The following is a 21536-nucleotide window of genomic DNA, read 5'->3' as shown; positions in this document are numbered from 1 at the left end:
AGTCTTTATTCAGAACCAACGCCTCCAAAGGGGGAGGCATTGGTCGTCCTTTTCTGGGTGCGCCCGCCCGTTTCATGCCTGCCCTGCTACAACCTTGCTTCTGGTTTAACTCATGCTTGCCCCGACCGGACTTTCTGGCATTCTGACAACATGGAGCGTGATCACTCGCCTGGCCAGGGGGCATCGATGGCGTATGAAGATCAGGACCCGTTCAACGCGCTGATCGTCGACAACGCAGCGGTCTGGATCAATTCACTGGATGTGGACGGCCGCATCACCTTCTGGAACCGTGCGGCCGAACAGATCAGCGGCTACTCCCGCGAGGAGGTGCTGGGGCACGACCGCGTGTGGGAATGGCTATATCCCGATCCCAACTACCGCGAGGCGGTCTTTGCCCGCGCGTGCCAGATCATGGAGCGGGGCCAGGGCCTGCAAGGGTTCGAGAGCACGATCCGCACCCGCACCGGCGAGGACCGCACCCTGGAGTGGCACTCCGAGCAGCTGTTTGCCGCGGACGGGCAATTGCTTGGAGCAAGCGCGGTCGCCGTCGACATCAGCGACCGCCGCCGGCTGGAGGCGGCCCACGATCGGCAGTATCGCCTGCAAGGCATGATCGCCGAGATCTCCGCCGCACTGATCAACATCACGGCCGGAGACGTCGACCGGGTGATGGAAGAGAGCCTGGCCCGACTGGGAGTCTTCTTCGGCCTCGGGCGCGCCTACGTGTTTCGCTTCGACCTCCCCGCCCATCAGATGAGTCTGGTCAACGAATGGTGCGCCCGCGGCGTACAGCCCTACCGGGAGCACCTTCAGGCGATTCCTCTGCAAGAACATAACTGGGTCACCTCACAGGTCCTCGCAAGAAAGGTCGTGCACGTGCCAGACGTCGACGAACTGCCGGCGGAGGCGGCGGTGGAACAGGAGGAGTTCCGCCGCGAGGAGATCCGCTCCCTGCTGCTGATCCCGCTGGTCAGCGACCAGAACGCCTTCGGCATGCTCGGGTTCGATGCCGTAGAGGCGCCGCATTGCTGGACCGACGACCAGATCACCGCGCTGCGGCTCGTCGCCGACATGATCGCCGGCACCCTGGCACGCAAGCAGGTGGAGCAGGAACTGGCCCGCCAGGCGCGCGTGGACGGGCTGACCGGCCTCGCCAACCGACGCGAGTTCGACCACCAGCTCGAGCGGGAATGCGCTGCCCGGCGCGAACGCTCCCTCTCGCTGCTGATGATCGATATCGACCACTTCAAGCCGTACAACGACGCCTTCGGCCACCAGGCCGGGGATGACTGCCTGCGGGCAGTCGCCGACGTCATCCGCTCGGTACTGAACCGCCCCGCCGATGTCGGCGCCCGCTACGGTGGCGAGGAATTCGCCTGCGTATTGGCCGACACCAACCCCGAGGGCGGGCTGCGGGTCGCCGAACGCATCCGCGAGGCGGTGTACGGGCTCGACCTGAAACAACCCGACACCGACGAAGGACGCGTCACCATCAGTATTGGCGTGTGCAGCGTACACACCCGGTGGCCCGTGGAGCCCAGGGCCCTGCTGCGCCAGGCGGATGAGGCGCTCTACCGCGCCAAACGCGCCGGCCGCAACCGGGTCGAGACACTGACGCTACCCGAGGCCTCCTGGTAGCGCGGGCACGCCCCTCGCCGGGCGGCTCGCTCAGCTCGCGAAGGTTCGCATCGGGGTCGCCCCAGGTGCCGCGCACATGACCCGAGCGCAGCCACCGCTCGATAGGCGGCAAGTCGTAACTCGTGACCGCGTGAAGCCCGACATTCATGACAACTCCCCCGCAATACTCGGCCAATTGGAGCTGTCCGGATTGTTCGGCTCCAGGGCTCCACAGGCGCCGGGACCATGACTTCAGCGGAACGCCCGTTCTCCTTGCCACGTCCTGCAACTCGGGCATCTTCTTGGCGCAATCATGGGTGCCCCCTTCGTCGCCCTTCTTCGGTTCGTAAATCATGCGACTGCGCGGGCGTTCCGGATCCAGGCGTAATCGCCCCGCTTCCCGCGCGAACTGCTATAAAACAAGCAAGGGCGACATCCCGCCCCACCCGCGCCAGCAGTCGCGCTGACTGGCAGGCCCTTGCCCTACTCTCGCGGCACAGGGACTGCCGCCAGACAGACACTGCAGCGCAGCACCGTGTCGACGGACTCGGCCGGAAATGCCTGTCCGCATCGACTCCAATCGCAAGGAGCAGGACAGAATGGCTACCGGTACAGTGAAATGGTTCAGTGACGAAAAGGGCTTCGGTTTCATCACCCCCTCGGATGGTTCCAAGGACGTATTCGTGCATCACAGCAATATCCAGGGCAGCGGCTTCAAGACCCTCGCCGAGGGACAGAAAGTCTCCTACGAGGTAGAACAAGGCCCGAAGGGCCCGAGCGCGACCAACGTGATGCCCGAAGCGTAGGCACCAGTTTCTGCAAACGCCCAGAAAACAAGGCGTAAAGGGCCAGCTCCTCCGCGCGTAGAGGCAATCGGGCCTGGCCCCGAACAGGGCAGCCCGGGAGAACGCCTCAGCAGGTCATCGGTGTCCGGGTCGTGTCCTGAGCAAGCAGCGTTTCCCTGGACACCATGCGTGGCCGTTTTTAAGGCACGAGCCCGTGCCATCGGCCGCGACCACGGCATGCTCGACTAACGGGGACAAAAATCTGGTCCGGCATCCCGCCCGGTTTCCTCCTCGTCCTGCGCGCCGTGCTAAAACTCCTGGGTGCCCTCTTCCTGGGCATCGCTCCGACCCATTCAATGTCTGAAAGCGGCGCCACCGGACGGCCCAAGCGACCTACAGCCACCCCTGCCCCAGCCACACGCGCAGGAGCCCAGCCGCCCTGGACGATGCGGCGCCGGACACACCACTCAGCGAGCCAAGTCATGGGTGCCCCCCTACTTCGCCATCTCCCTTCTCGACTGGGTTCCCGAGATTCTCCCAACGTTACCGTGGTCCGACCCCGTCATTAATGCGTGTGGCACGAGATGCCCCCTTGGCACGGCCTCGCCGCGTGCGCGCCCCTACCGATTGTCTTCGGCCGCGGGCTCCCCTCCCAGCTCCCCGAGTGCGGCCTGAAGGGTCTGCACGATCTCGCGCTCATTCTGGCCGCAGGCATCGACCGAAATCGGCTCGCCAATGATCACGCGCACCCTCTTGCCAGGCCGCGGGAAGATCCGACCCGGGGCCATCACCTCGCGTGTACCCTCAATCCATATCGGCACCACCGGCACGGGCTGTGCTGCGAGCACCAGCCCGATGCCGGGCCGCAGGCGCTGGAGACTGCCGTCCGGGGAACGCTGCCCTTCCGGAAACCAGACCAGGCTGTGGCCGCGCCGCACAGTCGCGGCGGCCTGCAGGAGACTGCGCCGCGGTGCCGCGGCGGGATCGACCGGCAGAATTCGCGCGACGCGGCTGAACGCGCGGGAGAACCGGTTGGAAAACAGATAGGCCTCCAGGCCCGCCCAGTACAGCGCTTCCAGGTGTCGCGTGCTGAACGCCGGCAGCAACGCCAGCGGGTCCACGAAGCTCAGATGGCGCGGTGCAAGGATATGGGGACCCGCATCCGGATCGGGGAGTCGGCCCCGCACCTCCACGCGCATCAACAATCGGCTCAGCAGCCGCGCACCTCCCAGGAGCAGACGCCCGGCCACCCGGCCGGCCGTCCCCGGCGGCTCCAGAGCACTCTGCTGAGCAGGATCGAGCAAAGACTCGGGATCCTGGAGCTGCTGCTTGAGCTCCCCTCGCCCTTCCTTCGCCTCCGCGGCTCCGGCCGCCTCCTTCAGCAGGTCGCGCACCGTCTCCACGCGCTCGATCGCCGAATCGTCGAGGTCGATGCCCGCGCGGTCCTCCAGCGCAAGCGTCAGATCCACCCAGTTGAGCGAATCGATCCCGAGTTCGTCCGCCAGCATGCTGTCCGGCGTCAGACGCAGGTCATGAAACCGTTCGGCAAGATAGGCCCATGTCTGCTCCGCTGCAGGATCCGACAGCAGCTGCTGGTCTTCCGGCGCCCAGGATTCGGGCGAAACCGGCTCCGGCAGCGCCTCGGAGACCGTGTCCTCCCGGCCCAGCTCCTCGAACAACTCTTCCAGCTTGTGCCGACGCAGCTTGCCCAGGCGCGTGCGCGGCAACGGGTCGAGCGCAACGCGCACCGTGCCCGGGCGATGATGGCTTGGCAGTTCCTTCGCCGCCCGGTTCACCGCCTCCCTCAGGCGCTTCTCGAGATCGTCGCCGGTCACCTCGCGCAGCAGACCCGATTCGGGCACAACGACAGCGGCCAGGCGATCTTCGTGCGCCAGAATACCGGCCTCGCGTACGTCCTTGATCGTCTTCAATGCATCTTCCACCCGTTCCGGATCAACGTTCTCGCCGCCCGAGAGGACGATCATCGAAGATTCCCGCCCGAGCAGGTGCAGGTAACCGTCATCGTCGATCTCGCCGGTATCGCCGGTGCGGAACCAAGCGTCTTCCTCCAGGACCTCCTGGGTCTTGTCCGGCAGGTTCAGGTAGCCGGAGAACACGTTCGGCCCGCGCGCCATCACCTCGCCACGCCCGTCGCCAGACTGCGAATCGTCGATCTTGAGCTCGACTCCGGGCAACGGCAGACCGGCGGCCTCGATTTTGAGCCGATCCGGCGGGTTGTAGGTCAGGATCGGGGAGGTCTCGCTGAGGCCGTAGCCGGTCGCCACCTCCCAGCCCAGCGCCTGCAGGTTGCGCGCCAGCTCCGGATCGAGCGCCGACCCGCCAGCGACGACCAGCCGCAGGCGCGGGGCCAGGCGACTGTGCAGGCCCTTCAGCAGCCTCCGGCCGAGGTTGAGACCGAGCCGGCGGCGCGCCAGCCTGGAGACACCGATGATCCGCCGGAACACGAACGCCGCCAGCCCGCCGCGCCCCGCGACCCGATCTTCCAGGGCCTGCCACACGGCCTCGTACAACCGCGGCACCCCAAGCATCACCGTGGCCTCGCCCTCGCGAAGCGCGCGCACGATCTGCGGACCCACCAGCGAGAACGGCACGATGATGGTCGCGCCCAGGGTCAGCGGAATCAGGATGCCCACGGTAAACGGATACACATGGTGAAACGGCAGGGGCACCAGCACCCGATCGCGATCGTCCGCGAGTTCCTGGCCGCACAACGCCTCCACGTTGCTGCTCAGGTTGGCATGCGTCAGCGGGACCCCCTTCGGCGGCCCCGTGGTGCCGGAGGTATAGAAGATCGCCGCGATATCATCCGGGCCCGCAACCGGGTCCGCCGGCTCCTTCGCGAGAAGCCCCTCCCAGGCATCCGCAGCATCGGCGTCCGCATCGAACCAATAGATGCGTACCTCGCCAAGGGCCTCGGGGAGCCGGTCCCTGAGCTTCGTGGTGGTAAAGATGAACCGCGGTGCGGAATCCGAGATCGCGTGGTCCAGGTCCTCGCGCGGCATCTGGGTATCCAGGGGTACCAGGACCGCACCGGCATTCATCACGCCCAGGGCCGACACCACCCACTCGGCGCTGTTGGGAGCCAGGATCAGGACCCGGTCGCCCTGCTCGACTCCGGCCTCCTGCAGCCCGGCCGCCAGGCGCCCCGCCCGTTCGAGCAGTTCCCCCCGAGCGAGGGCATCGGAGCCATCGCGGCTCATGGAGACGACTGCGTCCTGGTCCTCGCGAACGGAACGGGAAGACAGCAGTTCCCCGATGGTTTGCGCACTCACCCTGAACTCCCCTGTACCGGAGCCGGCTCCCCCCGCCAGGCCGTGAGGCGGCGGCACGGTAGCCTCGCCAGCAGGGCCTCGCGGTGTCCATCACTGCATCGTCGAGGCATGATTCGCCGTCTCTGTCATCCCCTCGAGTCTGGGAGCATAGAACACAGAGGAGGATCTCGAGTTTCACAATACCCGTTCTGGCCGGGCTGACGAGGGCGCCAGGTCCTCAAGGCCCCCGCGCCTTGAGGACGCCGCAGAACAAGAAATCATGGATGTCCCCTTCTGCCGTCCCCTTCTGCCCGCCACCGAACAGAAGATTCGTCCACTCATGCAGGAACTCGTCACCGGCGAACCGGCCGAGGAATAACCGCCCGCGCGGGACCGGCCGGCCCTGTCCGGGGCACGCCCCCGCCTTCATCCCTTCAGCGCCGCGATGGCCCGAACCGTGTTCTCCTTCACCGGGCGCGGGCGCTCGGGGCGGAAGCTGCGGATGTACTCCACCAGCTCCGGCCCCGTCAGCACCGGCACCGACAGCTCGCCCGCACGCCCAAGCGACACCTCCGGGTGCGTGAACAGCACGATCGGCTGGATCCAGCGCTTGGCCTTGCGGCCCTTCAGGTACTCGCTCAGTAGCCACACCTGCTTCTTCACCTGCCGCACCGGGTTGCGCATCTGCTTGGTGTAGCGGCTGCCGCGCCGCCCGGTCTTGCTCACCGTCCATCGCGAAGCCTGCTCGTCGCAGTCGATGGCCCCGCTGTTGTGCTTCACCTCGATCACGAACAGCGCCTCCGGCCCCACCACCACCAGATCCGCCTCCGCCACGCCGGTACGCGAGCGTTCATCCGGCAAATCCACCTGGTTGAAGACCGTGAACGAGCCGGGAAGCTCCGCCAGGTACTCCAGCGCCGCATCTTCGCCCCGCGCACCCGCCTCGATGACCGCGCTGCCGCCCACCAGGCCCACCAGCGCGACCACCCCTGCCAGTGTGATCAGGCCCACCAGCGGATGCACGAAGAACCCACCGAGCGCGACCGGCAACCCCAGGAGCAGCACCAGGTTGCGCCCGCGCCTCTGGATCGCCTTCGACTCCTCAGTCAGACGGTTTACGGTGACGTAGCGAGTGTCTGCCATTAGCGTTGGGGTGTTGAGGACTTAAGGTTCGGGAGTTCGACGGCCATCCATCAGACCATGCTCGGTGAAATCCACAGACGCAACACGCTCATCCGCGTTCGTGGCCAAAGAACCTCATTCCAGGCCTCCAACAGCCCCGGCTGCCGACCCTCGAAAACTTGCCGAATCCGCCACGATTCGTGCTCCGCTCTCTCAGGATCGTGCTTGCACGGGGTCGGGGTTGCCTGTCTCAGGGGGTGCCAGAGACTCCGGTGTTGCCGGACTTTTCGGCTGCGGGCTGCCCCGGCCCGTACTGGTCGACGATCGCCTCGATCTCCTTGCGGGTCAGGGTCTCGCGCTCTTCCAGTGCGCGGGCGAGGGCATCCAGGGCGTCGCGGTGATGTTCCAGCGTGGCGCGGGCGTTGCCCTCAATCTCCTCCAGCAGGTCGCGCACCTCTTCGTCAATCAACGCCGCGGTGGTCTCGCTGTGTTCGCGCGGGCGCGCGATCTCACGCCCGAGGAACACATGCTCCTCGCTCTGCGGCAGCGACACCGGCCCGACGCGCTTGCTCATGCCCCAGTGCGCCACCATCCGCCGCGCCAGCTGGGTCGCCTGACGCAGATCGTTCTCCGCCCCGCTGCTGACCTCGCCGAACACCAGCGACTCCGCCAGCCGCCCGCCGAACATCACGCCGATCCTGTCGCGCAGATAGGACTCGTTGTAGGTGTGGCGTTCCTCGTCCGGCACCTGCGAGGTCACGCCCAGGGCGAACCCGCGCGGGATTACCGTGACCTTCTCCAGGGTGTCGGCATGCGGTAGCAGATACGCCAGCAGCGCATGCCCGGATTCGTGATAGGCGATCACGTGGCGCTCGCGCTCCGAGATCTTCTCCTCGCGCTTCTCGCCCAGCATGATGCGGTCGCGAGCATCGAAGAAACAGGCGCGATCCACCTGCTTCAGCCGGCGCCGCCCCGCTAACAGCGCCGCCTCGTTGACCAGGTTGGCAAGCTCCGCGCCGGAAAAGCCGATGGTCGAGGCAGCAACCTGGTCGAGATCGACGTCGTCCGCCAGCGGCACCTTCCGGGTATGCACGCCGAGAATCGACCGGCGCGCCTCGCGGTGCGGGTTTTCGAGGGTGATCTTGCGGTCGAAACGCCCGGGGCGCAGCAGCGCGGCATCGAGCACGTCCGGGCGGTTGGTGGCGGCCAGGACCACCACCGACTCCTCGTGCTCGAAGCCGTCCATCTCCGACAGGATCTGGTTCAGGGTCTGCTCGCGCTCGTCGTGTCCGCCGCCGACGCCGGCCCCGCGCGAGCGGCCGATCGCATCCAGCTCGTCGATGAAGATCACTGACGGCGCGTTCTCCTTGGCCTGGCGGAACAGATCGCGCACGCGCGAGGCGCCGACGCCGACGAACATCTCGATGAACTCCGACCCGGTCACGGTGAAGAACGGCACCCCGGCCTCCCCGGCCACCGCGCGCGCCATCAGCGTCTTGCCGGTGCCCGGCGGCCCCATCATCAGGATGCCGCGCGGGATGGTGGCCCCCAGCTCCTTGAAGCGGTCCGGCTCCTTGAGGAAGTCGATCACCTCCTGCACCTCGCGCTTGGCGTTGTCGCAGCCGGCCACGTCGTCCATGCGCACGCGACTCTTCTGCGGCTCCACTCGCCGCGCGATGGACTTGCCGAACTGCAGCGGGCCGCCGCCCACACCTGACATCGCCCGTTGTTGCATGCGAGACCAGAACCACACCAGCAGTCCAAGCAACAGCAGCAAAGGGAGAAAACCCACCAGCAGTGCCTGCCACCATGGCGGGTCCGCGGCCTCAGCCGAGATCTCCACCCCGCGGTCTTCCAGCTTGCGCAGCAGCTGCTCGCCGGTCAGCTCCGGGGTGAAGGTACGGAAGTGCCCGGGATCGTCGATGCCCAGGTCCTGGCGCCCGACCACAGTCAGCGTGCCCTGCACCTCGTGGCCGCGCATCTTCACCTCGTGCACCTGACCCTGGTCCACCGCGCGCACGAACTCGCTGTAGGTGAGTTCCGCTCGGTCCGGCTCCTGCACCAGCGTCAGGAGCTGGAACAGCACCAGTACGCTGATCGCGATCCACAGCACGAACAGCCACTGTGGCCGCCCACCCTTGTTGCCCGGGCCGTCCGGTTCGGGCCCACCCGGGCCGGGACCGAGGTCGGGGCCGCGACGCGGTGGCATGCCGCCAGGTGAGTCGCCGGGTCGCTCCCCGCGCGACGGCTCGGGCGAGCCTCGGTCTTCCCGGTCGCGGTCTTCCGAGTCGCGATCGTCCCCGCCGGGGTGTCCCGGCTCCTGGTCCTCCTGGTCCTCCTGGTCCTCCCGGTCACGATCTCCGTTGGAACGATGGTCAGTCATCTCGTCCCTAGGGGGCGGACTCGCGAGAACGTCGGAGAGGATCATCAGTGTTCGTTGCATGTCCCGCGCACCCGGCATTCCCTTAAGCCTCATGCCTGAATGCATAGCGCGACTGGACGGCCTCGATGATGGCTTCATGGATGTCGGCTATGCGCCCCGCCCGATAGGCGTCCTCCAACTGACGGATTCGGGCGGCCAGGGGCCGATCTCCGAACACCCCCTCGATCCAGTTCGAAAAGTCGCGGCGCTGCAGGTGGCCATGGAACCGCTTGGGCTCCATCCACGCCAGCGTGTCCACAAACTCCTTAAGCGTATGGGCGCGCTGGCCTGACGGGTGGCCGTCTGTCGAAAACACAAACGCGTGATGCGCGGCCACCGGGACATCGATGTACTTCATGCGATGGCGGACGTGGGGTGTCAGGCGCTCGGCCAGACGCATGATCCGCAGCCGGCCTTCGGCCTCCTCTGGCCCCGGCAGGAGGGCGACCTCATTGACCGCCAACCCCGCCAGGAGGCTCTTCCATTCCTCCAGATCCACCGATACCCGGGCGGCCCTTGCCAGGGCGGCCACTTCCTCAGGATCGGTCGCCCTCGAGACCAGCATGACGTCGGCCACCTGCAGGACATCGGGGTGCAGCTGTGATGCCCGATAGGTCACCATCGTGCAGCCTCCCGCCCCCACGTCCAGCAGCGACATGGCCTGCGGGTCGCAAAGGAAATAATGCGCCTCATCGACCAGTACCCGATGCGGCAGCCCGGTACTGTGGCGCACCACTTTGATCTCCGGAAGAATGTCTCTGAGGTAATCGAGCTTTTCCAGATGAGAAAGCTGCGACAGGTTAAGGATGACGCTGCGGTCCGGATACCGCAGCAACCGCGTCAGCTCATGCGGCTTGGGCGGCGGATCATCGCCGCCGGTCATCAGCACCCGGGGCAGCCCCTCCAGGCCGGCATAATCGCCTTCAGGGTCAACGATGCACAGACTGTAGCCATGCAGGATCAGCTGCTCGCACACCAGACCGGCCACCCATGACTTTCCGGATCTCGGATCTCCGCTGATAACCACGTTCCGACCCGACACCGCCAGCGACACGTCATTGCCGCCACGCGTCGTTCCCAACACCAGTCTTCGACGGGGATAGCCCGAGCGGAGCGTGTCCGGCCCCTCCAGAATTGCATCGATGTAGTCGGCCACCGCGGCCGGCCCTTTGCCCGGCAACACCTCGTCGGCGATCGACTGGAGCGCGGCACTGCCCCACTCGACCGCCACTCCGACCTCGGCGCTGCGAAGCAACTCATGATCGTTCTCCGCGTCGCCGATCGCCAGGACGTTATGAGGAGAGAGGCGAAAGGCCTCAAGGGCGACCGCAAATCCCGTGGCCTTGCTGATCGCCTGGGGCAGGATCATCATGCGCCCGCGATTGAACAGGATCGCCAGCGGTAGCTCGAGCCGCCGGATCAGTTCCAGGGCCTCGGGGGCAGCGGACGCGGCGGCCTCCACCACAACCTCGCCGCACTTGAACTCGACGCTGCGCTCACTCAATCCATCGAGAAACGCCGGCGGCGGCGGTTCGTGCAAGGCCGTCGAGCGCCCGCTCCGGGGAAAGGTGATTACTGCGCCGTTTTCACCGACGACCGCTTCGGCGAAGGTGAGATCGCCAGCTAAATGCCGCAGCTCACCAATAATCCGCCCCGTAACGATCAACACCACCAGGCCAGCCGAACGCGCACGCTCCAGCGCCCCGCGCACGGCAGGGTTCAGCCGCCCGTCCTCGGCGATCGTCCCATCGTAATCCAGGGCCAGGGCTTTGAGTTTCATGGGGTTGCGGAACCATAGACCGAATCCGAGGGAACACCCGCCTGACAGACGCATGCAAACGAGAACGGAGAGATCGGAAACGACCGAATCATCTCTTCATCCCTCGGTACCCCGAACACATGGGAGGGAGGCATTCGTGCCTCGTCATTATGTTTCCAATGTAGACGATGCCGCGCTTCAGTGCCGGTCCGGGCCGGTGATCCTGCCCCCCATGTTCACCGCTTGGGACGGACCAGGGAGAGGGGCGTCGATGTCCCCTTCTTGTCTGGATAGATCCCTTGCGCCCGGCCGCGTACGGCCCAGCGGAAATCGGAAACAGCACCGTGCCGCGCAGCGGAAACGAAACAAAACATGGGTGTCCCCTTCTTCCGGCACGGCACGGGTCCCCGAGATGCCGAACAGCTGCGCTCGCGCTTCGAACGCGAGCCCCTCCCCGACGACGGCTCGGGGCACCCCCCTGTCCCCCTGACCGTCTCGATCGGCATCGCGAGCCAGATCCCAGAGAGCCCGGAAGCGCTGGACACGCTGCTGACCCGGGCCGACGATGCCATGAGCACCGCCAAGCGCCATGGCCGCAACAAGGTCGTCCTGGCACCATCACAACGATACTGACCGCCCATTGAGTACGCCCTGCACCCGCCCGGCTCGTAACATCAAGAAATTCTAGTTGCCCCCTACCCTAGGTGGTTCCCCGGCCTGGCTCGGCTTGTCGGCCGGCCCGGGGCTGGCACAAACTGCCTGTATCGCCCGCCCATCGAGAGCCGACGCGTTGGCCCGCCTGCTCATCCCCATCGTCGCCCTGCTCGCCTCCGTCACCATCCTGGTGATGGGCAGCGGCCTCATGGGGACGCTAGTCAGCACACGCCTGAGCCTCGAAGCCATCGACCCCCAGCTCAAGGGGCTCATCATGTCCGCCTACTACATCGGGCTGGTCATCGGAGCCCAGCAGGGCGACTGGGTAATACGGCGCACCGGCCACATCCGCGCCTTCGCGATCTTCGCGGCGATCGCCACCGTCGCGATCCTCCTCCTGGGCCTCCATGTTGACGTCTGGGCCTGGTTCGCTCTGCGCGTGGTGATCGGGTTCTGTCTCGCAGGCGCCTACCTGGTGGTCGAAAGCTGGCTCCATGCCCGCACGGAGAACCGAACGCGCGGTCGAGTCTTTTCGGTCTACCAGTTTCTCGCCTACCTGGGGCTGGCCGCCGGCCAGCCCCTGCTCAACCTCTACGAACCCGTCAGCACCGAACTCTTCATGGTCGTGGCGGCACTGTTTGCCCTCTGCCTGGTGCCAGTGGCCCTGACACGCACAGGGATGCCGCAGGACACCCCTGGCCACAAGCGCATGAAGTTGCGCCAGGTGGTGACCGCCTCGCCCCTGGCGGCAACGGTCTGCGTCGCCGCCGGACTGGTCAGCGGCGCCGCCTTCACGCTGACGCCAGTCTTCGCCCTGCGCATGGGCCTCGACATCGCTGGGGTATCGCTGGTCATGACCAGCCTGATTCTCGGTGGAGTGGTGCTCCAGTGGCCGATCGGCTACTTCTCGGATCGCTTCGGCCGCCGGACGCTGATGATCGTGGTCGGTGGTGGCGTGGCACTGATATCGCTCGCGCTCGTCGCCACCATCGGCGCTGTCCCGCTCTGGGCCATACTCACACTTGCAGGGGTGTTCGGCGGGCTCGCGTTCACCCTTTACCCGCTGGCCGTCTCCCACGCCAACGATGTCCTCCAGCCCAACGACTTCGTGGCAGTGACCGCGGCCCTGCTCTTCCTCTGGGGCCTCGGGGCCGTCGCGGGCCCGATCCTCGGCGGGTGGGCCATCGCCTTGCTGGGCGGGCCCGGGCTGCTGGCCTACATGGCCACCATCGGCGCGCTGGTCGCACTGATCGCATTGCTGCTCAGGCGCGACACGGCCGAGGCCCGAGAGCCCTTCCGCACCCTCACCCGCACCACCCCGGTGATCCACCATCTCGACCCGCGGGCGCTGCCCCAGACCGAAGGCGAGGCCGAGGAGGAAGCTCGCACGCAAGCGTCAGACAACCCGCCGTCGAAGGGCCCACACGGTCACTCACCTTCTTCGACAGAACAGCAGGGAAAGGGCGGTTTTGGTGGCACGGGACCTCCCTGAGGCCGAAGACTCAGCAGATACTCGTGTCATCCATTGCGGGTGGGTCGACGCACCATTCGGCGTCCTCGAACTCGCCAATGACCCGCACATCCACGCAAGCCGCCTGCTCTGCAATGATGCGGCGCACGTGGTCCGGCTGGTCCGCCTCCATCGCATCGCGCTGGTCCTTCGAGTCCCAGTGCGCGATGGCCAGCAGTACATGCGGATCGCCAATCTTCCGGTGCAATCGGGTGCCACGAGCACCTGGGGCCTGCTGGATGATCCGGCTGGCCCGCACCCAGGCATCCGCATACTCCTCGGCGGTACAGCCGGGCCGGAGATGGATCTCGAACACAAAGATCATCCACCCCTCTCCGCAGTCAGCAAGGCCATGCGGTCACGGCGATGCGTTACCGGACGGGTCAGTCGTGGAAGATGATGCGCGCGCCGGCGGGGTCGATATCGACGCGACAACTCGCGTACTCGCAGGCGTCCGCAATGTCGTTCAGCTTGGGCATGTCGTTGAGCTCGGCCAGCTTCCGCACCAGGCCTGCACCCTCGCAGCCGCGCTGCATTCCGCTGTCCGGGTCCGTCTTGCACCCAAACTCGCTGCCCTCCACGGACCAGTCCATACCCGCTGGCATCATCAAAACCACCGGCTCCTCGTGCATCACCTGGAATTTCACCCGTCCCGCGTTCCGTCCGTCCTGCCAGTCCACGGTCGGGATGTTATCGCTGGCCATGAGGTCACTCCTTCCCGGTATCCCGGGCGGTCTTTCGGCCTTCCCTGTGACGCTAGACGGCTTGCCGACAATGCTCAAGCAACGACGCCCCGTTATTGGGCCTCGCGAGCTCATATCGAGACGAAATCACGGCTGTCCTCTTTTCTTCCTTTTCTTCGCGCAGGCGGTCCGTCCTTCACCCCCCGCGCACGTTCACCAATAGCCCGGTCCCGCCAGTAGACGAACGCCCAAACAGGGGTATGCTGCAAGCATGCCCCCGGCCGTCGCCCGCAATCGGCGGCGCCCGGGATTCATGTACCCGCAAGGCACCGGGGCACATCCCGCACTACCCGGCAGCGTGCGCCGAGTCCAGCCGCCAGGTGCCGTCACCAGGAGCCACACCATCATGGGCATGGCCTGTTGTGCACCGCACGGCGCGAACGCCGGCATCAACCCCTGCCATTGTGGCGCGGCCCACACCCAGGCAGCCTTCCGGCGCATCGAGGCCGACCTGAACCGGCGCCAGTTCCTCGGCGGTGTCGCCGCCGTACTGGGCATGTTCGCGGGCTTCGGCCTCGCCCCGCGCGAGCTCAAGGCCGGCGCGCCCGGGCAGCCGCTGCTGCTCACCCACCTGCGGCTGTTCGACGGCGAGACCCTCTCGCTGCGCGAGGACGTGGACATCCTGATCGAGGACGGCCGCATCGCCGCGCTGCCCCGGCGCGGCGAGGGCCCAACCGGTGCGCGCGCAATCGACTGCGGCGGGCGCGCGGTCATCCCCGGCCTGATCGACGCCCACTGGCACAGCACGCTGGTCGGGGTCAGCCAGATGACCGCCATGACCGCGGACATCGGCTTCCTGCACCTGATGGCCGGGCGCGAGGCCGGTGCGACCCTGATGCGCGGCTTCACCACCGTGCGCGATCTTGGCGGACCGGCCTTCGGCCTGAAGATGGCCATCGACCGCGGCGCGGTGGCCGGCCCGCGCATCTTCCCCTGCGGCGCGATGATCTCCCAGACCTCCGGGCACGGCGATTTTCGCCAGCGCCACGAGTTGCCGCGCATGCCGAGCACCCCGCCGAATTACATTGAGAGCAGCGGTGTCGCTGCGATCGCCGATGGCGTGGACGAGGTGCTGCGCCGCACCCGCGAACAGCTGATGCAAGGCGCCAGCCAGATCAAGATCATGGCCGGGGGCGGCGTCTCCAGCCTGTACGACCCGCTGGACACCGCTCAGTACCTGGAAGAGGAGATGCGTGCCGCCGTGCGCGCCGCCGCCGACTGGGGCACCTACGTATGCGCCCATGTCTACACGCCGCAGGGCATCCAGCGCGCAATCCGCGCCGGGGTGCGCTCCATCGAGCACGGCCAGCTCGCCGACGAGGAGACGGTGCGCATGATGGCGGACGCCAACGTGTGGTGGAGCATCCAGCCCTTCCTGGACGACGAGGACGCCAACCCGAAGACGGACCCCGTCTCCCGGGCCAAGCAGCTCCAGGTGAGCGCGGGCACCGAGCGCGCCTTCGAACTGGGCCGCCAGTACGGCGTGCCCATGGCCTTCGGGACCGACATCCTGTTCAGCCCCGAGGGCGCCGCCAGCCAGGGCCGCCAGCTGGCCAAGCTGACCCGCTTCATGCCCCCGCTGGAGGCCCTGCACATGGCCACCGGCGCGGCCGGCCAACTGCTCGCCCTGTCCGGCGACCGCGCCCCCTACCCCGGCCGCCTCGGCGTGATCGCCGAAGGGGCCCTGGCCGACCTGCTCGTGGTCGATGCCGACCCGGCGGCCGGGCTGGACTGGCTGGATGCACCCGACGACCACCTGCACCTGATCATGAAGGGCGGCGCCATCGTCCGGAACAAACTGGACCGCGCTGAATAGCTCAATATCCTTCGGTCTGCCTGAAAGTCGATTCTCCGGTGCACCACCAATCGCCCATGGAGGCATGCACGAATGATGGAAAGAATGTTCACCAGCAGCCGGCTGCTGGTACTGGTGACGGTCGTGGTCAGCACCATTGCGGCTCTCCTGCTGTATGCCGCCAACGTATTCATTGTGTTCAATATCTTGGTCGATTTTGTCCAGCAGGTGCCCAGCACGGTCGATGAGGGCAAGAGCCTGGCGGTGAGGTTCCTCAAGGTCCTCGACATGCTGCTGATCGCCGTGACCTTCCAGATCATCGCGGTCGGCTTGTTCCGGCTGTTCATCAACCCGGATTCCCGCGGAAAAAGCAGCTTGCTCTCCGTGTTGGAGATCCGGCATTTCCATGACCTCAAAGTCACGATCATTCAGGTCGCGATCGTGATTCTGGTGGTGCTTTTCCTGGAGCAGGCAGTGGAGGTTGGCGCATCTCTGGAAACGCTCTACTACGGCCTCGCCATCGCGGTGATCATCGCCAGCGCCGTGTTTGCGTTCCGTAACATGACCCATGGCGGGGACTGACTCACCCAGCGCTTTAACCGTGCAGGGAAAATTATGGGTGTCCTCTTCTCTCCTTCTCTCCCGCAATCAATACCTGGCACTGCGGATCACGGTTCATGGCGCTTAAACCAATCGAGGATGAGTTCCAGGCGTTTGACCAGGTTCACCGGAGTGCCGTCCCGGGACAGGTTGTGGCCTTCGCCATCAAATACCGCCAGCTCGGTCTCCACGTCGTTGTTGAGCAGCGCGTAGAACCACTCCTGGCCCTGTCCGATCGGCGTGATCCGGTCATCGGTAGAATGGATGATCAGCGTCGGCGTACTCACCTGGTCGGCGTACTTGAGCGGTGAACGTCCCCAGTAATAGTCGTAGTTCGTCCAGATCGTACCGCCAAACTCGGCATTCATCCGTGCCGGCACGTAGTCCTGGGTGCCGGCCTCGGAGATCCAGTTGGAGACACTGCGCTGGGTGACCGCCGCGCGGAAGCGATCGGTCTGCGTGGTGATCCAGTTGGTCAGAAAGCCGCCATGGCTGCCGCCGGTCAGAAACAGGCGCTCCTCATCAATCCAGTCGTAGCGTTCCAGTGCCACCTCCAGGGCCTGCATGTTGTCGCGATAGTCGACCCCACCGTAGTCCTGGTGCACCGAGGCCTGGAACCCGTGGCCATAGCCGGTCGAACCCCGATAGTTGGTGAACAGCATCGCGTAGCCCGCGCCCGCGAACATCTGAAACTCGTGGAACCAGCGATGGCCCCACATATGCGCCGGGCCGCCACGAATGTTCAGTACCAGCGGCCAGTCATCGCCGGCGTCGAATCCTTTCGGCCGCAGCAGGAACGCATCGACCGTGCGGCCATCCTCGACCTCGTAGCTGAAGCGTTCCAGCTCGGTCCGGTACCGCGACTCCAGCAGGGCGTCGTTGAACCCCGTCAGGCGGCGCGACTCGAACCCGTCGCTGTCGGCGACGTGCACCTCCGGCATCTGGGTCTCGTCTTCGACCAGCAGGGCCAGAGACCCGCCGTCGGCGGCAAAGTCGATATCGCCGAGAGCGGCTTCGTCACCGAGGACCACCTCGCTGTCACCATCGGCTTCCAAGCGCATCAGTGGGCGGCTGCCGCGGAAGTCCGCCCACACCAGGGGACGATCGAACCCCTCGGGCCACCAGGCCTGCGTGACGGAGAACTCCATGCCATCGTGCAGTACCTTGTGGTCGTCGTTGCCGATCCCGATGCGGTGCACCTCCACGGGACGAAAGCGGTCGGACTGATAGAGGAAGGCGACCTGGCGCCCGTCGGGCGAGAACAGTGGATCGGTGGCACGCCCGTCGGGCGCGGCCAGCTTGCGTTCCTCACGGCTTTCAAGGTCGAGCAGGTAGACGTCCTGATTGAAGCTGCCGTCGTACTCGCCGCCGCTGCGATCGGCATTGAACGCCAGGAAGCGGCCATCCGGTGAAACCGTCGGGTTGTTGTAGTTCCACTCGGCGTCCCCTGCCAAACGCTCGAGTTCGCCGCTTGCCGAATCCAGCAACCACAAGGTGCGGCGGCTCTCATCCAGCCAACCCTGCGACTCACGACGGCTGAGCGCGCGCGAGTAGACCTTCACATCCGCCTGCGGTGCATCATCCCCCTGCTCTTCCTGCGCGGGATCCTCCACGGCCGGGTCGATGGTCAGGGTGACGATCAGGTGTCGACCATCGGGCAACCAGGCAAAGTCCGAGATACTGCCCTGTTGAATCTCGGTGATGGCATGGGCCTCACCACCGTCCACGGGCATCAGATGAATCTGGGCGTCCTCGTCGACGGTCCTCAGGAAGGCCATTTGCCGCCCATCGGGAGAAAAACGGGGATGACGATCGGAATCACCCCGGCTGAACGGGCTTGCCGATTCCGAGCCATCGGCTGGCACCATCCAGATACTCGATTCCCGATTGTGGCGTTCATCGTCCACGTGACTGCGCACGAAGGCGACACGGCTAGCATCCGGCGAAAGCCGCGGCTCGGTCGCGAACACGAAGTCGTAATAGTCGGCGGGCACCATCGGCTCCGGCGCCTCCGCCCATACCGACGGCGTGTAGAAGAGGACGATCAGCAACAGTGTTCGGGTCATGGAGTCCTCGGGGGAAAGGAAATGCGCCCGAGTTTGCCGCAACGAGATCATGGGTGTCCTTTTCTCCCCGGTTTCGACCCCACACTGCTGCGCGCACGGGACGAATGGGAGCACGCGCCGTACTGACACGGCCAGGAAGTACCGGGTGTCCGCTTTTCGTTCCCAGCCGGGGCTCCGATCAACCGTCCCCGCTTGGCTCTACTGCAAGGCCCTTGTCTCGCGACACGCCGGGTATTGCGAACAGCCCCAGAACTCCTGGCCGACCCGGGTTCCCTTGCGCGCCTTGCGCCGCACCATGGTACTGCCGCATTTCGGGCAGTCCGGGGTAACCGGCGCCGCGTGTCGCTCACGCAAACCCTCCACGTGTGCCCTGCGCGTCTGCCGCGAACGCTCGAGTCCGCAATTCTCCAGCGTTGCGAGCATGGCGTGGACCTCGTCTTCGCTCCACACCTCATCCCGGAATGAGCGGATGTAGCTCACCAGCCCCAGCCCATGGACCACGTTGTCCGGCATCCGTGTCTTGAAGGTGCTGCCACCGACGAAAACCACTACCGAGTGAATCTGCTCCGGGTCTACCCCCAGCGCCTCGGCTACCGCGCGTTCATGGCGATAGTTCTGGCGCAATGGATTCTGGAAACGCAACGACCGGCGGTAGATCTTCTGTGTCCACTGGGCCTGACGCTCACTCCCGAAGATCCAGCCCCGCATATTCTTCGTCTCGATGACGAACACCCCGAACCGCGACACCAGCACATGATCGATCTGCGTGGTCCCGTCCGCGGTCTGAAGCATAACGTCGTGAACCACGCGGCCCGACTTGCCGTCCAGGCCAACCGCCAGAATCAGACGAACCCACAGCTCGCCAAGCCAGCCCTTCACCTTCGGGAACCGAGCAACTGCAACCAGCGCCGCAAGCATCCAGGCCCACCAGAATTGCAGAGCCCCGTTTATGAAGGCTGCCCCCAGATCGATATCCATCCCGCCCTCCTTTCCGTTCCCGGGAGCCCGCATCGCCGGCTGAGCGGGGTCAGGATATGGCTTTGATATCAGTTAAGCGAGCGGGATCGGTCGCACCTCGGGGCAACCCACCGGCACTAAGCTCTTCACGGGTTTTACCCCGGAGCGGATCGAGATCGTCTTTGTGCCTTCGCAACGAATCAGAGGCGTGGATTCCGGCGGCCCAGGCTCCCCGAATCTCGTGCCTTGGAGGACGGGCCGAACATCGTGGCGAGAATCATCCGCGTGGAGATCGCGATCAGCACCACCCCCAATAGCAACATGCCATCGACCACCCAGCCGTTCTCGAACCACGGCAGGATCGGATCCGAATTTCCGAGTCGTTCTGCGAGGCCGAGTCCCAGCAACACCGCACCGGGCGCATGCACCAGGGCGGCAAGCCGCATCGCCCTCGACCGGTCGTCCTGTCCCGGAGCCGCATCGTTACTTGGAGACGAATCGGACTCGTGCCCCGCAATGTCGGTCACCCGTGGATCCGGACCCGGAGTCACATTCGTCTCCTGCGTTGGCGATGCGGACGGGTATCGCCGCAGGAACATCCCCCCAAGACCGGCCGGAACGACCAAAAAGCTCAGCAACACGGCGACCAGCACCATCCCCAACGACAGGTCGCCACCCGCGATGGCCCAGGTCACAAAGAGCACCACGACAGGGAGAATCAGTGTGGCAAGGGCGTACCCCAGCCGAGGCCCCAGTGCTGCGCGCCTGGCCATAAACAGGATTCCCAGTGCGACCAGCACTGCGGGGATATACAGAATCAGTAAAACCATGCGCGCCTCCATGCGTCGCTTATCACTACTATTGGCCCGAGTCCGATCAGGCCTAGAACCCTAGGGCAGAATCCGACCCCACAGCCCCTTCTATCAGTCCGTCTCGTGATTGGCCGAGGGGCACCTTTTCGCTCGGGATACCACCCCCCCTCAACCGAACCGCTAGCCTTTCTTGCGAGCTTGCTTTACATCGTCCGCGAGCCACGCCTTGATCAGGGACTGATACGGCATATCGCGCTTGTTGGCCTCGATCTTGATGTGGTCAAGAAGCGACTCCGGTAAGCGCAGCGAGATCGTCTTGGTGGAGGGCTTGAGGTTCGGGAGCTCGACGGCCTTGGCTCGGCCCCAATCGACATAGTCGCTGGAATCATGGCTTTCCCAGAACGCTCGTTCTTCCGCCTCGTCCTGGAACTCAGGAATCTTCTTGGTGTTGCTCATAGATTGCTCGCTCTTTGCGGTGCATATCCCGGGCCGAAATAACACGGATCTTCGTATCTCGATCGCGCAGCGTGAACGTAACGTGCAATCCGCGGCTTTCATGGGTGACGCCCAACGCGTGGTAGCGAACCTCACGCTGGCTGTGCACCTCGTCCGCCAGAACCAGTAGCGGGGTATTGAAAAACACCTGCTCCGCCTCCGACTGCCCCACACCATGTTTGTCCACGCTCTTCCGGGCATTTCCATCGTCCCAGTCAAACCCGGTAATGTCCTTCCACTGGATCATCTCTGTATATTACCAACATATACACCCTGCCTCCAGAGGCCGCCTGCCCTTCGGTGTATGCGAGCCAGTCCGCCTGGGCGCCGCCTAAGGGGAATCCGCCTGCTACTTACGGCGTACATATCCATCCGCCCGGACCCGCGAAGAGCCTCGCCGACACCCCGATACCCTTGATAAAGCATCGCCCTGCCGATACCGCCGCGCTTCTCATGCTGCGTACTGCCCCCGCGCCCAACATGCCGCAGGAAATGCACTGGATCGATCCGCAGGCGTTCCAGGATCGGCGGAATGGATTCCGGGATGGCCCCGCGCTTGTCCTCGCGGATCGCCCGCCCGGTCCAGTCCACCAGCTCCAGGTAGTCCTCCGTGGTAAAGGCCACCGCATTGGCATGCGGATCGTCGCCTTCCCGGCCCAATACAGTCAGGCGAGGCTCGCCTCCCTCACACGCCGGACTCTCATGCCCCTGATCTTCGCGGGACAGCGCCCGGATACCCTGCTGAATCGAGGTGAAATCGGAAGCCTCGGGCGTATCCGCCATCCCGGCGCGCACCGGGTTCAGATCCACGTAGCTCATGCAGGTCAGCACGGCCGCGTCGTCCAGCAGCGCCTGGCTCTTGTAGCGGCCTTCCCAGAAGCGGCCCTTGCAGCCATCCTCTGCATTCGCCCGCCGCGCCAGATGTTC

At 65.5% G+C, this 21536-nt stretch carries 17 protein-coding genes and 2 pseudogenes; 6 read left to right on the top strand and 13 right to left on the bottom strand.

Annotation, left to right across the window (positions count from 1 at the left end; translation table 11 throughout):
* Positions 1-186: 186 nt before the first annotated feature.
* Positions 187-1638 carry a diguanylate cyclase gene (locus tag C936_RS0109675; RefSeq protein WP_018137803.1) on the top strand — a complete coding sequence of 484 codons (1452 nt, stop codon included), beginning with the start codon at positions 187-189 and terminating at the stop codon, positions 1636-1638.
* Between the two features lie 578 nt (positions 1639-2216).
* Positions 2217-2423, top strand: a complete 207-nt coding sequence (locus C936_RS0109670) for a cold-shock protein (RefSeq protein WP_018649446.1) — start codon at positions 2217-2219, stop codon at positions 2421-2423.
* A gap of 599 nt (positions 2424-3022) precedes the next feature.
* Here the strand turns inward: C936_RS0109670 and C936_RS0109665 are convergent.
* From C936_RS0109665 to C936_RS0109645, 5 genes and pseudogenes are all read right to left on the bottom strand, one after another.
* Positions 3023-5695, bottom strand: coding sequence for an AMP-binding protein (locus C936_RS0109665; protein ID WP_018174171.1), 2673 nt, complete (start codon positions 5693-5695; stop codon positions 3023-3025).
* 405 nt (positions 5696-6100) lie between these two features.
* Positions 6101-6817 (bottom strand): nuclease-related domain-containing protein, encoded by a 717-nt coding sequence (locus tag C936_RS0109655; protein ID WP_018174169.1) that lies wholly within the window; start codon positions 6815-6817, stop codon positions 6101-6103.
* Positions 6818-6841: 24 nt separating this feature from the next.
* A pseudogene (locus tag C936_RS14960) lies at positions 6842-6925 on the bottom strand (DUF2442 domain-containing protein); the annotation flags it as partial.
* Positions 6926-7046: 121 nt separating this feature from the next.
* Positions 7047-9179, bottom strand: a complete 2133-nt coding sequence (gene ftsH, locus C936_RS0109650; protein WP_018649445.1) for an ATP-dependent zinc metalloprotease FtsH — start codon at positions 9177-9179, stop codon at positions 7047-7049.
* An 82-nt stretch (positions 9180-9261) separates the two neighbouring features.
* On the bottom strand, positions 9262-10998 hold the full coding sequence (locus tag C936_RS0109645) for an HAD hydrolase family protein (protein WP_018174167.1): 1737 nt from the start codon (positions 10996-10998) through the stop codon (positions 9262-9264).
* Between the two features lie 351 nt (positions 10999-11349).
* Between C936_RS0109645 and C936_RS0109640 the strand changes: the two genes are divergently transcribed.
* Both C936_RS0109640 and C936_RS0109635 read left to right on the top strand, forming a co-directional pair.
* On the top strand, positions 11350-11610 hold the full coding sequence (locus C936_RS0109640) for a diguanylate cyclase domain-containing protein (RefSeq protein ID WP_018137809.1): 261 nt from the start codon (positions 11350-11352) through the stop codon (positions 11608-11610).
* Between the two features lie 157 nt (positions 11611-11767).
* Positions 11768-13123 (top strand): MFS transporter, encoded by a 1356-nt coding sequence (locus tag C936_RS0109635; RefSeq protein ID WP_018649444.1) that lies wholly within the window; start codon positions 11768-11770, stop codon positions 13121-13123.
* Positions 13124-13133: 10 nt separating this feature from the next.
* Here C936_RS0109635 and C936_RS0109630 read toward each other — a convergent pair whose 3' ends face one another.
* Both C936_RS0109630 and C936_RS0109625 read right to left on the bottom strand, forming a co-directional pair.
* Positions 13134-13466 (bottom strand): antibiotic biosynthesis monooxygenase, encoded by a 333-nt coding sequence (locus tag C936_RS0109630; RefSeq protein WP_018137811.1) that lies wholly within the window; start codon positions 13464-13466, stop codon positions 13134-13136.
* Positions 13467-13524: 58 nt separating this feature from the next.
* Complete coding sequence (locus C936_RS0109625; RefSeq protein ID WP_018649443.1) at positions 13525-13845, bottom strand: hypothetical protein; 321 nt, start codon at positions 13843-13845, stop codon at positions 13525-13527.
* A gap of 385 nt (positions 13846-14230) precedes the next feature.
* Between C936_RS0109625 and C936_RS0109620 the strand changes: the two genes are divergently transcribed.
* Both C936_RS0109620 and C936_RS0109615 read left to right on the top strand, forming a co-directional pair.
* Positions 14231-15700 (top strand): amidohydrolase family protein, encoded by a 1470-nt coding sequence (locus C936_RS0109620; RefSeq protein WP_018649442.1) that lies wholly within the window; start codon positions 14231-14233, stop codon positions 15698-15700.
* 84 nt (positions 15701-15784) lie between these two features.
* A complete protein-coding gene (locus C936_RS0109615) occupies positions 15785-16261 on the top strand; it encodes a YqhA family protein (RefSeq protein ID WP_018649441.1) in 477 nt (158 codons plus the stop codon).
* Between the two features lie 86 nt (positions 16262-16347).
* Here C936_RS0109615 and C936_RS0109610 read toward each other — a convergent pair whose 3' ends face one another.
* The 6 genes and pseudogenes from C936_RS0109610 to C936_RS14955 form a co-directional block, all read right to left on the bottom strand.
* Positions 16348-18345, bottom strand: a complete 1998-nt coding sequence (locus C936_RS0109610; RefSeq protein WP_018649440.1) for a S9 family peptidase — start codon at positions 18343-18345, stop codon at positions 16348-16350.
* A gap of 198 nt (positions 18346-18543) precedes the next feature.
* A complete protein-coding gene (locus C936_RS0109605; RefSeq protein ID WP_018137580.1) occupies positions 18544-19323 on the bottom strand; it encodes a nuclease-related domain-containing protein in 780 nt (259 codons plus the stop codon).
* A 179-nt stretch (positions 19324-19502) separates the two neighbouring features.
* Entirely contained in the window at positions 19503-20132 is a 630-nt protein-coding gene (locus C936_RS0109600) for a hypothetical protein (protein ID WP_018649439.1), read from the bottom strand.
* A gap of 162 nt (positions 20133-20294) precedes the next feature.
* Positions 20295-20570: a BrnA antitoxin family protein gene (locus C936_RS0109595; protein ID WP_018649438.1), complete on the bottom strand. Its 276-nt coding sequence runs from the start codon at positions 20568-20570 to the stop codon at positions 20295-20297.
* Positions 20545-20856 (bottom strand): BrnT family toxin, encoded by a 312-nt coding sequence (locus C936_RS0109590; RefSeq protein ID WP_018649437.1) that lies wholly within the window; start codon positions 20854-20856, stop codon positions 20545-20547. The genes C936_RS0109595 and C936_RS0109590 overlap by 26 nt, the downstream gene beginning before the upstream one ends.
* A 106-nt stretch (positions 20857-20962) precedes the next feature.
* Positions 20963-21536, bottom strand: a pseudogene (locus tag C936_RS14955) (transposase); the annotation flags it as partial.

The sequence above is a fragment of the Thioalkalivibrio sp. ALJ4 genome (assembly GCF_000377225.1).
In the GTDB taxonomy this organism is placed as follows: domain Bacteria; phylum Pseudomonadota; class Gammaproteobacteria; order Ectothiorhodospirales; family Ectothiorhodospiraceae; genus Thioalkalivibrio.
Note: the sequence above shows the minus strand (reverse complement) of the source record. Positions and strands in the feature narration are given on the sequence as shown.